Below are 12,245 nucleotides of genomic sequence, written 5' to 3' on the forward strand. Positions count from 1 at the left end.
GGATCGTCATGAACAAACACCTCTACAGGATCGTTTTTAACAAAGCCCGTGGCCTGCTGATGGTAGTGGCCGAAAACGTGCTGGGCAGCAAAAAAGCCTCAGGCACCGGGATCGGTGTCGTCCCTGTCGTCTTGAATACTGTGCTGACACTGCGTCCCCTGCGGTTCTCATTGATGGCGGCGTTGGGCTTGATCACATTGGCCTCGCCGCTGGCCTGGGGCGATATTGTGGTTGACCGTGGCGCTGCGCCCGGCCAGCAACCGGTGATTATCAACGCCGCAAACGGTGTGCCCCAAGTCAACATTCAGGCCCCGAGTGCGGCAGGGGTGTCACGTAACACCTACAGCCAGTTCGACGTTAATGCCCAAGGCGCGATCCTTAACAATGCGCGCACCAATACCCAAACTCAGCTGGGTGGCTGGATTGAGGGCAATGCGCATTTGGCCGGCGGTACGGCGCGGGTGATCCTTAATGAGGTCAACAGCAGCAACCCCAGCCAATTGCGTGGTTACATCGAAGTCGCCGGTGACCGAGCCCAGGTGGTGATCGCCAACCCGTCGGGCATCGCCTGTGACGGCTGTGGTTTTATCAACGCTAACCGTGCCACCTTGACCAGCGGCAGTGCGCAGATGCAGGACGGCCAATTGCAAGGCTACCGCGTTGAAAGCGGCAAGGTGGTTATCTCCGGCAAGGGCCTGGACGCATCGCAGACCGACTTTACCGATGTCATCGCACGCTCGGTCGAGGTCAATGCCGGTATCTGGGCCAAGGACCTGCGGGTGACCAGTGGCGCCAACCAGGTCAATGCCGACAATACCCAGGCGACGGTCATCAACGGTTCCGGCGATAAGCCCCAGGTCGCCATTGACGTGGCGCAGCTGGGTGGCATGTATGCCGGCAAAATCAAGTTGGTGGGTACCGAAGCCGGCCTCGGCGTGCGCAATGCCGGGCAAATAGGTTCGAGTGCCGGCGATGTGGTCATCAGCGCCGACGGGCGCCTGGGCAACAGCGGGCAAATCAGCAGCAGTCAGAACCTGCAGGTGGACAGCCAGCTGGGCATCGATAACAGCGGTTCGCTGTACAGCAAGGGCGCCGCGACGCTGTCCAGTCGTGGCGATATCAACAACCAAGGGGTGGTGGCTGCGCAGCAGGACTTGACCCTGACCGCCCAAACCATCGACAACGCCAGCAGGTCGATATTGGGCGCAGGTGTGGCAGCTGACGGCGCGGTCAGTGGCAATGGCGCACTGCGCGTCAGCGCCAGCCAGACGCTCAAGCACCAAGGCTCGGCGATTGCTGCCGGGGATCTGCAGTTGAGCGCCGAGAACCTTGACCTCAATGCGAGTAAGACCGCTGCGCAAAATGTCATGCTCACTGCCCGCACGGGCGGCGCTGACTTAAGCGGTGCAGCGTTGGACGCGACAGGGACGTTGAGCACAGCGGTGCGACAAACCCTGACCACCGACAGTGCCAAAATCAACACCGAAGGTGTGCAATTGGCCGCCGGCAGCCTGTCCAACCGCCAAGGTGAAATCGTCCAGGTCGGCAAGGGCGCCACGGTGATTGCTGTGTCCGACAGCCTGGATAACACCAAAGGACGCATCGCCAGCAATGCGACCGACGTACGCCTTTCGGCGGCGCGCCTGTCCAATGCCAAGGGCAGGATCGAGCATGCCGGCACGGGCAGCCTGACCCTTCAGGGCCAGGCGCTGACAGGTGCCCAAGGCAGCCTGCAGAGCAATGGTCTACTGCAAGTCACCGTTGCCGACGCGGTACTGGACGGCGCCACCACCGTAGCCCGGCAGATTCAAATCGACGCCAACCAACTGTCCAATCGGCAGGGGAACATCCTGCAGACCGGCGCGGGCACGTTGCGCATCAACACCATGGGCCTGCTGGACAACACGGGCGCCACAGTGGCCAGTGACAGTGATATCAGCCTGACGGCTGATCGCTTGCTCAATCAAGGCGGCGCGGTTCAGGCGGCGGTGGCCGGCAACCTCAAGGTCACCGCGCATACGCTGTTGGACAACAGTGCAGGCACGCTGGCCGCAGCCAAGGGCGCACAGTTGAGTACCGGGCAGTTGCTCAACGCGCAAGGCAAGATCACTGCGGGCGACAGCCTCACGCTGTCCGGCGGGCAGGTGAACAATGACCACGGCACGCTGGCGGCCATCGGCGCACTCAGTGTCAGCGCCGACGCATTGCGTAACCGGCAGGGCACCGTGGGTTCGGTCGGCGGGCCGCTGGTGCTGACGGTGAGCCAGGGCGCGTTCGATAACATCGGCGGTGTGGTGCAGGCCCGGCAAGGCGTGACAATTACCAGCCTGGGCCTGAATAACGACGATGGGTTGATCAGTGGCGCGGCCTTGTTGCTCGACAGTGCCGGGCAAGGCCTGTCAAACCAGCGCGGCGCCATTATCGGCAGCGGCACCGTGGACCTGCGCAGTGGTGAGCTCAAGAACCAGGCCGGGCTTATCCAGGGTAGCGGTGCGATCACACTCGACACCCATGGGCAAACGTTGACCAATACTGACTCGGGCAGCGCCAATGGCATCCTCGGGCAGGCCGGTATCACGCTGCGCTCCGGCAACCTGAACAACAACGCCGGCTTTATCGGCAGTAAAGGCGACGTGGCGATCCATGCCGCGCAGGTCGATAACCTCGACGCCGGTGTACTCAGCAGTGAAAAGAGCCTGCTGCTAACCGCTGGCGGCCTGAGCAATCGCGGCGGCCAGCTGCAGAGCCTGGGGAACGCGCGGCTGGACATCGGCAGCGGTCACCTCGATAACGTCGGCGGCCTGCTGCGTGCCGGGCGCACCTTGACGGTCGATGCAGGACAGTTGGATAACCAGCAGACCCAAGGGAGCAACCAGGGCGTAGAGGGGCAGTCGTTAGCCCTGAACCTGGCGCAGTTGCTTAACCGCTCGGGTGCCATTCGTGCCGACCAGTTGCTGAGCGTCAACAATACCGGGCAGTTGGACAACAGTGCGGGCCTGATCTCGTCGAGCAAGCAAGTGTCGATCAACGCAGACCAAGCGCTGCTCAACAGTGCCGGTACATTGATCGCCGGAGAACGGCTCGGCCTGACCAGCGCCAGCCTCAGTGGCGATGGCCGCGTGTTTAGCCTGGGCGACATCAGCCTCAACCTGGCTTCGGGGTTGGTCAATACCGGCAAACTGCAAGCCAACGGTAATCTAGAGGTGACCCTGCAAGGCACGCTCGACAACCAGGGTGGGGTTCAGGCCGGCAAGCAATTGCGGGTATTGAGCGGTGGGGTTGAAAACCGCGCCAACGGTGAGATCAGTGCCGCGCAATTGACCCTTGATGTGGGGGATACCCTGAATAACCGTGGCTTGATCGATGCCCAGATCACCCGAATCAATACCCAGGTGCTCAACAACCTTGGCAGCGGCCGTATTTATGGTGATCACGTATCCGTTGCGGCGGGGCAACTGACCAATGATGTGGAAGATGCCCGAGCGGCCGTGATCGCCGCGCGCGAACGCCTGGACATTGGCGTCGGGACGCTGGTCAACCGTGAGCACGCCATGCTTTTCAGTGCCGGTGACTTGTTGATCGGCGGCGCGCTGGATGCCCAGGGCCAGGCCACCGGCCAGGCCGGGCTGGTGCATAACGCCAGCGCAAGTATCGAAGCACTCGGCGGGCTGAGCCTTAACAGTGCGGAGTTGCGCAATACCAACGAACACTTCAGCACCCAAGTGGTTGAGGTCAGCCGCGAAGGCGTCCAGGAGTTCCAGCACACCGGCTCTGCCAATCGCTATCGCCCGGATCAGATCTCACTCTACAACGACGAAGTCAGCCACTTGGTCAGCCCCGAGGGCGTGGCCGATAACTACAACCGCTACGACTACACTCGTACCACTACCCAGACCCAGATCCTCACCTCGGACCCGGGTGAAATCCTTTCCGGCGGCTCAATGCTGCTGACCGCCAATTCGGTGTTGAACGACAAGAGCCGGATCATCGCCGGCGGCACGTTGGTGGGCACTATCGGACAGCTCAACAACACCGAAGTCACCGGGCAGCAGACGGTGACGGACAGTGGCACGTTCAGCCATTTGTATCGCATCCATCGCAAGGGCCGTGACCGTCAGGGCCGTTCGACAGCCGCCTACAACCCGGCCGCCAGCGTCACGGATATTTTCCTGCGGCCAACCCAGTACCTGCAAAACACCGCCCATACCGGCAGTGGCCTGCAACTCGGCACTCGCCTGACCAGTAGCGTCGATCAGGCTGCCGGCGGTGCCAGTGCGGCCAAGGTCAATGTGGGCAATGGCCGAGCGCCTGGCCCGGTGCTGGAAGTGGCGGCACTGCAAGCGACGGCGGCGGGAGGCGTAGGTGAGTCAATCCGTACCGGCGGGCTTAACGTGCAGGTGCCGGACAACAGCCTGTTCCACCTCAATCCCCAGGCCAACCCGAACTATCTGGTGGAGAGCGACCCGCGTTTCACCAGTTATCGTTCCTGGCTGTCTTCCAACTACATGCTGGATCGGCTGCAACTGGATCCGGGCCTGACCCTTACGCGGCTGGGCGATGGTTTCTATGAGCAAAAACTGATCCGCGAACAGATTGCCCAACTCACCGGCAGACGCTTCCTCGACGGCTACGCCAATGATGAGACCCAGTACCGCGCGTTGCTCGACAGTGCGCTGACCTACGCCGGCAAGTGGAAGCTGGTGCCGGGTGTGGCGCTCAGCCCTGAGCAAATGGCCCAGTTGACCAGCGACATCGTCTGGCTGGTGAAGAAGGACGTGACCCTTGCCGACGGCAGCGTGACGCAGGCGTTGGTGCCGCAGGTGTATGTGCGGGTGCGCGACGGCGACCTGGATGGCTCCGGTGCACTAATGGCGGGCAACGTGGTCGACCTCAAGCTACAAGGCGACCTGGTTAACCGCGGCACGATCGCCGGGCGCAGCGTGCTGGCGATTTCCGCCGACAACCTGCAGAACCTGGGCGGGCGCCTGACCGGTGGCGAGGTGGAGGTAAAAGCCCGCACCGACTTGAACAACCTCGGCGGGTTGATCGATGCCTCCACGCGCTTGAATACGGTTGCCGGTCGCGATATCAACATGGTGTCCACCACGCGCAACACCGAAAGTGCCCAGGGCACCGCCACGGGTATTTCGCGGGTTGCCGGGTTGTTTGTCTCCGATGCCAAGGGTGAACTGGTGGTGAACGCGGCGCGCGATATCAACCTGAGTGCGGCGCAGATCGTCAGTTCCGGCAAGGACGGCAAGACCACGGTGGTTGCTGGCCACGATATCAACCTGGGCACGGTGACCCAGAGCCGTGAACAAAGCGTGCAATGGAACGCCAGCAACTGGCGCAAGGACGCGAGCCGCACCGATGTCGGCAGTGTTATCCAGGGTGAGGGCGAGGTACGCCTGATCGCAGACAATGACCTCAATGCCCGAGGCGCCAAGGTCGTCAGCGAGCAGGGCGGGGTCACCGTTTCGACAGGCCGCGACGTCAATTTAAGCACCAGCCAGAGCTACAACTTTGTCGACGAGGCCCATAAGGTCACCGGCAGTAACAGCTTGTTCTCCAGCAAGACCACTACAACCCGCGACACCGTGAGTGAAACCCGCGCTCAGGCCACCACCCTCAGTGGCGAGACCGCGTGGGTCAAGGCCGACAATGACTTGAATGTGCGCGGCAGTAACGTGGTCTCCACCAGTGGCACCACCCTGGTAGCCGGGCACGATGTGAATGTGGTGGCCGCCACCGACCAGCTCAGCGAACAGCACTTCAAGGAGGTCAAGCAAAGCGGGCTGTTCAGCGGTGGCGCCATCGCGGTGACCATCGGCAGCCAGCAGCGCAGCGACAAAAACCGTACCGCCAGTGAAACGGCGGCGGCCAGCACCATCGGCGCCACCGATGGCAACGTGAGTATCCTGGCCGGCAATGCCTACCGCCAGGTCGGCAGCCAAGTGACGGCGCCCAAGGGCGATGTGAACATTGCCGCGCGGTTGGTCGATATCCTTGAGGCCCGTGACCAGCAACACATCACCCAGGAGACCAAGTTCAAGCAAGGCGGCCTCACGATTACCGTAACCAACCCGGTGATCGAAGCCGTGCAGACCGCCCAGCGCATGAAAACCGCGTCCGACCGCACCGATGATGGCCGGCTCAAAACACTGGCGCTGGTCAACACCCTGATGGGGGCGGGCAACGGCTATATCCAGTATGACAAGGACCGGTCCATGGCCGGCGGCATTAATATCAGCATTTCGGCCGGCACCAGCAAGAAGGAAAGTAAAACCGAGCAGACCTCCAATTCGGCCGCCAGCTCGTCGGTGTTGGCCGGTGGTGATGTCAACATTACCGCGGCCGGCGCCGGCAAGAACAGTAACCTGACCGTACAAGGCAGCCAGATCACCGCCGGCCATGACGTTAACCTCAAGGCCGACGGCGCTATTGCCTTGCTGGCCGCGCAAAACACTGTGCAACAGCGCACGACCGAAAAGGGCAGCAACGCCAGCCTTGGGATTGGCATTGCCATCGGCGGCCAAACCACTGGCATCAGTTTTAACGCAGGGGCGTCCCAAAACCGCGGCAAGGCCGATGGCGATGATGTGGTCTGGAGCAATACCCATGTGGACGCTGGTAATAAGGTCTCGCTCGATTCCGGTGGCGATACCCGACTCAAGGGCGCAGTGGTGAGTAGCAAGCAAGTCACGGCCGATGTGGGCGGTGATTTCAGTGTCGAAAGCCTGCAGGACACCAGTACCTACAAGGCCAAACAGACTAGCCTGGGCGTGGGCGTGAGTATTTGCGTGCCGCCATTCTGCATCGGCTCATCGAGCTTCACGTTGAGTCAGAACAAAGGCATTCAGAAATCCAACTTTGAAAGTGTCACTGAGCAGAGCGGCATTCGGGCCGGGGACGGTGGTTTTGATATCCGGGTCAAGGGCAACACCCACTTGGTGGGCGGCGTGATCGCCAGCAACGACAAGGCGATTGCCGATGGCAAGAACAGCTTGAGTACCGGCTCATTGACCACCGCTGACCTGCACAACAGCGCCAAGGCCAGCGCCGACAGCAGCGGGCTCACCCTCAGCAGCGACTTTGTCGGCCAGGGCATGTACGGCGCCAGCAAGGCCTTGTTCAGCAACTACCTGGATGCAGGGAAGGCTTCGGACTCTTCCGAGGGCAACACGCTGAGCGCGGTGAGTGCCGGCAATATCCTCATTACCGATGCCTACCGCCAGCAGCAATTGACCGGCCGTGATGCCAGTCAAACCGTGGCCAGCCTTAACCGTGACACCGCCCACTCCCATGTTGGCGCCGAGCGTCAGGACCTGGACAAACTGCAGCGTACCGCCGAGGCGGAGCAGTCGATCAAGAATGAGGCCTATCGCCAAGGGGTGCAGTTTACCGATAAGGCGTATCGCACCATGTTCAAAACGCCGCCACAGATGTTGGCGCTGGAGCTGGATGAACAGGGCAATGTGAAGGAAGGCGCGGACCAAAAGCCGTTGTTCCGTGTAGTGGGTGATGCAGAAAGGCAACATCTGCAGGCGGATGAAAACAACGTAGTCAACGTAGCCCTCAATGGCATTTTCAACGACGACAAAGCCGCGGCTAAATACGCGGCTCAGCATCGCGACCCTGGCGCGACCGGGCCACAGTATTTCATGTGGTTTCCCAAGGCGGACAATACCCTGTCGGAGCTGTTGATTGCCGGGTATCAGAAGGCGATGGATAACAACTTTTTCGGCTTGACCAACTACACCGCGGCCTCGCGCCAGTTGCAGCTCGACTATGGCGCCACTGGCTTGCACCTGACTGAACACAGTCGCGGCACTATGACCGGTGGCAACTCCCGACAATCCATTTACAACATGCCTGATGCTGCCGGGTTACTCAGCAAGACTACGGTGTATAACTTCGGTGGAGCGTTCAATGTTTACACCGCCGATGAACAGTTGGCCTTTTTGCAAAACCGTTCGGCCGTCACCGACCCAGTCGAACAGGCGAAGATGGTTCTTAAATACGAAGTTCATAACAACGACCCGGTGGGCAGGTGGTTCTTCATGGGCAATAACCCGGGTACTGGCGGCGTAATACCTGAGGGCAGCAGCTTGCTCAAGGAGTTGGGCAATGTCTTCACCGGTGATACGACCATGCACAGCTGTTATGGCAGTGGTGCGCAAGCCTGCGCAAGATATTGGCCGCAAGGCGAGCCGGTGCTGGTGCCTGTCAGCCCGAGAAAATAAGGAGATTGATCATGTGGCTTAAACCTATGGCATTGGCGCTGCTGCTTGCTACCCTCGTCACCGCCTGTTTCAGCGAGCCCTTTCAGCCCCCGGCGGCTGATGCGGACTTATGGGAGAAACCCGGCGCGAGCAGCAAGGATGTCTTGACCTCCATGTTGGCTTGCGGTGAGAAGAATGGCTCCGGCATCGATCCCAATGCCAGCTTCCAGGAGCGGGCGCAGCGCTTTGTGTGTATGAAGCGCTCGGGCTACACCCGGCGTGATGGTTTTGACGTCTGTGCGTTGCGCACCCAAGAACCGTTGAAGGCCTGTGAGTCGGCGCAATGAAACCACAAAAAAACCGCCCTCTTTTTGAGGGTTCGTCACTCGACACGATAGGGACATCACCTGTGAAATATGCAATCTGCGCCACCTTGCTGCTGTTACTGAGCGGCTGTCTGACCATGTCGGGTGAGTACACCGTGACGGCTCAGGACGCCTCCGGCGCCCCGTTAACCAAGCTCGGCACGTTCACCGCCGAGGGCCATAACATTTACCCCATACGCAATGCGTTCTGCCTCAATGCGCCGGGGGCGACGGTCATCATTCGCGATGCCCGGACCGGCGAGGAACTGAGCAGCGAAAGCCCTTATCACTGCCGTTAAGCCTCAAAAAAGGACTTCCATGAGAGCGTTTCTGATAGCCGGCCTGGCCGTGGCCGTGAGTGGCTGCGGCAATATTTCCAATATCCGTGCTTACAACACGCCCTATGTTGAACCCACAGCAGGGGATACCGCACGCTTGCGCGTGATCACCAATGGCGTGGCGCGCGGTGTGCCGGGCCGTGACTGCATCGACTGGCGTGTGCCTGGCGCCGGGGTGATGGCCGTGTCCGAATCCGGCTTTGCGGGTCAGAATAATGGCCGCAGCCTGGGCATGCCCGAGAGCAACCGCCGGGTGGAGGCGCAAGGCTCGGCGCGTAGCGAACTGAAGGTGCCGGCGAACAAGCCTTTTGCCATGAACTTCCAGAGTGAGGGCTATGTTTCTGGCGGCAATTCCTATAGCTGCAGGCAGAGCTTTCACTTCACCCCCAAGGCCGGGCAAGATTACGAACTGATCCTGCTGGACGGTGGCCAGTGCCTGGTCGCGTTGCAGCGCTTAAACCCAGCTGGAAAACCTGAAAACGAGCCTGTTGAGAAGGCAGGGCTGTGTAGAGCATTGGATGCCTTTTAGCTTAGCGTATTCAGAATTCCAGCGATAGTTGGCTATCCGGACATTGCGGATAGTTCAAACTTAAAAGTGAGCCGAATCAATGCGCATCGGGGCGTGGCCTTTAGCCGACTTGACATGCCAGGCGTATCCAAGAGGCAGAGAAGTGAGCCAGCTTGCACTTGCGGAGGAGGCAAGCTGGGCGAAACCAGAACCGAGTTGGTCGTCCGCTTTTGAGGTAGACATCCAGACAAAGGCCAATCGTTTTCTGGCGCTGTCACGAGATGGAGATAGATGGCATCACCGACCACAATTTTTCTGACATGTCCGCTTATGGCCGAATTCAATCGGTCGTCACAGGCAGAAAACGGCCAGAAGTAGCCCCTCATGAATGACCCGAAGCGGACACAGTGGGATCGTCACCATTGCATGGGATAAAGCCTCTGCAACAGTCCGACAAGGCGCGTTCAGAGCGGCCTACCCAAGCAGAGCGCGGGAGCAATCATCAAGGCTTGACCACCGGAATCGCCGGAAACTGAAACCCGTCGTCCACCCTTTTTTGGGTGAAGTCGCCGCCGCCGTCTCGCGCCTTGCTGCGGTAAGTAGTAGCGGTTAGCTCGATGATTTCATACGCGTCATTAAGGTAAGGGTTTCCTGGTTTGGCGGAAGTGATCTGCTCCCCCACCTGTTTCCCGGTAGTGATAGTGAAGTAGATCTTGCCGGACACTCCCCATAGGCCAAATTCCTTTTGCTCAAACCATTGGCCGGATTTGTCGGTCACGCGGAACTTCACATTGAAGGTGCCATCGGCGCGACGTTCATTCAGTTGCTGCGTACGTTTACCGTCGAAGGTGGTCGCTTCGCCGTACCACTTACCGATCATCAGGGCGTGTTCCTGTTCCTGAAGGGTAGAGAGGGGTTTTACGGCATGGACAAGGGTTTGTTGATTACAGCCGGACAGGCACGTAAGGGTAAGCGCTAAAGCGAAAATCTTGAACACGTAAATTCCTTGGCGAATTAGCCCGCAGCCTGTCGATCCCTCTCAACTGGGAGACTCGGCTGATTTACTTGGTAGGCAGATAGTGAACGTCAATAATAGTCAGGGTGATACCAAATGGTCACCCGTTTTCTCGGCGTGCTTTCCTGCAAGTACGGCAACGAGCACTGCACCCTTTAGTGGCAATTCATCAATCTAGCAATCCCGCCGCCGTTCCTGGACTCAGGAACTCGATGACAGCACCGACGAAAAGTTCTGGCTGATCCAGCATGATGAAGTGAAAACTGCCGTCAATACGCCTGAAGCTGATGTCTGGGGTCGAGACATAGGCGTTACGGAACATGGCATCAACGTGGGACGCCTCTATGCCGTAAAGCGGGTCATAGGCATAGACGACCTCGACAGGCACCTTGATGCGTCCAAGCTCAGGTCGCAGGTCAGTGACCATCAGCTCATACATGGCATTGGCCATAGTGTTTCGGTCCGAGTTTATCCCCGCTGCGACCAAGGCTGGCCTGACCGCTTCAGTTTTGGCGAGGCGGGCGATGGAGGCCTGCTGCATGGTTTGCGCCTGCTCAGGGGTTGCGGCCAACATTGCATCGCGCATCGCAGCAGCATGCGGGGTCGCCGTTTCACGGGTCGCGAAGGGGTCAAACAGCAAGGTATAAAAGGGCATCGCATCGACGATCATCAGGCGTCCCACTTGATCGGGATGACGAGCACCCAGCATCAGTGCCACCTCACCACCCAACGAATGACCGATGATGACCGGCGCCTCGAGGCGCTGGCTGCGGATGTATTCAGCGATCGCCTCAACCGCTGGCGCGACTACTCTTCCTTCCGGATCGGGTACAGCAGCTGAGCCGGCAAAGCCAGCTACCTGTACAAGATGGAGCCGATGGCTCTGTCGTAATCTGGAGGCCAAATCAGCCCATACTTCGTAGGACGAGGCAAATCCTGGGATTAAGATGACATCTGTTCCCGAGCCTTGTACCCGCACCGAGATAGCACCCTGGTTGACAGTTTCCAGCGGCAGGGGCGCAGGCTGGGCTGGCGATGCAGACAACAGCGCCAACGTCGTGCCGATCCCGGCAAGAATCATTTCTGCACGCATGGCGTTCTCCTTTTCGCGCAATGCGAGGTGACTTTTACGATTTCACGGGCGCCGATACACCGACGAACAGGCAGCTTAGCGCGGGTTCATAGCCATTCCCTTGACCGAAAAAATATTTCCACTATACGGCGCACACAGGCACAGGAAAACTATCCCCGCCTGCAATCCTTAGCATCCCCCAGAAAAAACAAGATGGCCCCCTTTGACAGTCGGAAAAGGACTGAGCCGAGTTTATTGGGGTAGTTTGGCAATCACCTTGATCTCGAAATTAAAACCGGACAACCAAGTCACGCCAATAGCGGTCGCCGTCGGGTAGGGCGCTTCGCCCCAGTACTCGGCAACTACTTCCCAGATAGTTTCAAATGTCGAGTCGGGGTCTACCATGAAGATGGTCGTGTCGACCACATCCTCGAAACTACTGCCGGCCTCGGTCAGGATCGCGTTGAGGTTGGCGAAGGCCAGGCGAACCTGTGTCGCGAGGTCCGGCTCGGCCGAGCCATCCTTGCGGCTGCCGACTTGACCGGATACGAACAGAAAACCGTTGGAGCGAATCGCCGGTGAGTAGCGGTGGAGCTCGTACAGTGCATGGCGGTCAGGCGGGAAAACCACATCACGTTTGCTGGTCATTGCATCTCTCCTTCGGGGCCGACATGGCCCGCTGTTTACGATGGAGCCAGTATAAAAAGACGGGCGACCTGAATAAA

7 protein-coding genes are annotated in these 12,245 nt (G+C 59.6%); 4 read left to right on the plus strand and 3 right to left on the minus strand.

Annotation, left to right across the window (positions count from 1 at the left end; all coding sequences use genetic code 11):
- The first annotated feature begins 8 nt into the window (after positions 1–8).
- The 4 genes from Q1V60_RS23325 to Q1V60_RS23340 all read left to right on the plus strand — a co-directional run bounded on the left by Q1V60_RS23325 (position 9) and on the right by Q1V60_RS23340 (position 9,454).
- Positions 9–8,243: a hemagglutinin repeat-containing protein gene (locus Q1V60_RS23325; RefSeq protein ID WP_300635240.1), complete on the plus strand. Its 8,235-nt coding sequence runs from the start codon at positions 9–11 to the stop codon at positions 8,241–8,243.
- An 11-nt stretch (positions 8,244–8,254) separates the two neighbouring features.
- Positions 8,255–8,569, plus strand: coding sequence for a hypothetical protein (locus tag Q1V60_RS23330; RefSeq protein ID WP_046068324.1), 315 nt, complete (start codon positions 8,255–8,257; stop codon positions 8,567–8,569).
- A gap of 62 nt (positions 8,570–8,631) precedes the next feature.
- On the plus strand, positions 8,632–8,886 hold the full coding sequence (locus tag Q1V60_RS23335) for a hypothetical protein (RefSeq protein ID WP_015371087.1): 255 nt from the start codon (positions 8,632–8,634) through the stop codon (positions 8,884–8,886).
- 19 nt (positions 8,887–8,905) lie between these two features.
- Positions 8,906–9,454, plus strand: coding sequence for a hypothetical protein (locus tag Q1V60_RS23340; RefSeq protein ID WP_057960145.1), 549 nt, complete (start codon positions 8,906–8,908; stop codon positions 9,452–9,454).
- A 481-nt stretch (positions 9,455–9,935) separates the two neighbouring features.
- Here the strand turns inward: Q1V60_RS23340 and Q1V60_RS23345 are convergent, their stop codons facing one another.
- The 3 genes from Q1V60_RS23345 to Q1V60_RS23355 form a co-directional block, all read right to left on the minus strand.
- On the minus strand, positions 9,936–10,430 hold the full coding sequence (locus Q1V60_RS23345) for a hypothetical protein (protein ID WP_300635247.1): 495 nt from the start codon (positions 10,428–10,430) through the stop codon (positions 9,936–9,938).
- A gap of 187 nt (positions 10,431–10,617) precedes the next feature.
- A complete protein-coding gene (locus tag Q1V60_RS23350) occupies positions 10,618–11,541 on the minus strand; it encodes an alpha/beta hydrolase (RefSeq protein WP_300635249.1) in 924 nt (307 codons plus the stop codon).
- Positions 11,542–11,772: 231 nt separating this feature from the next.
- The gene (locus Q1V60_RS23355; protein ID WP_300635251.1) at positions 11,773–12,168 is read right to left on the minus strand and encodes a RidA family protein; all 396 of its coding nucleotides are present in this window, start codon (positions 12,166–12,168) and stop codon (positions 11,773–11,775) included.
- Between the last annotated feature and the right edge of the window lie 77 nt (positions 12,169–12,245).

The sequence above is a fragment of the Pseudomonas sp. genome (genome assembly GCF_030147005.1).
Taxonomy (GTDB): Bacteria; Pseudomonadota; Gammaproteobacteria; order Pseudomonadales; family Pseudomonadaceae; genus Aquipseudomonas.

Coding starts and splice junctions, on each gene's coding strand:
- Q1V60_RS23325 (WP_300635240.1), top strand. CDS start 9: ATGAACAAACACCTCTACAGGATCGTTTTTAACAAAGCCCGTGGCCTG.
- Q1V60_RS23330 (WP_046068324.1), top strand. CDS start 8,255: ATGTGGCTTAAACCTATGGCATTGGCGCTGCTGCTTGCTACCCTCGTC.
- Q1V60_RS23340 (WP_057960145.1), top strand. CDS start 8,906: ATGAGAGCGTTTCTGATAGCCGGCCTGGCCGTGGCCGTGAGTGGCTGC.
- Q1V60_RS23350 (WP_300635249.1), bottom strand. CDS start 11,541: ATGCGTGCAGAAATGATTCTTGCCGGGATCGGCACGACGTTGGCGCTG.
- Q1V60_RS23355 (WP_300635251.1), bottom strand. CDS start 12,168: ATGACCAGCAAACGTGATGTGGTTTTCCCGCCTGACCGCCATGCACTG.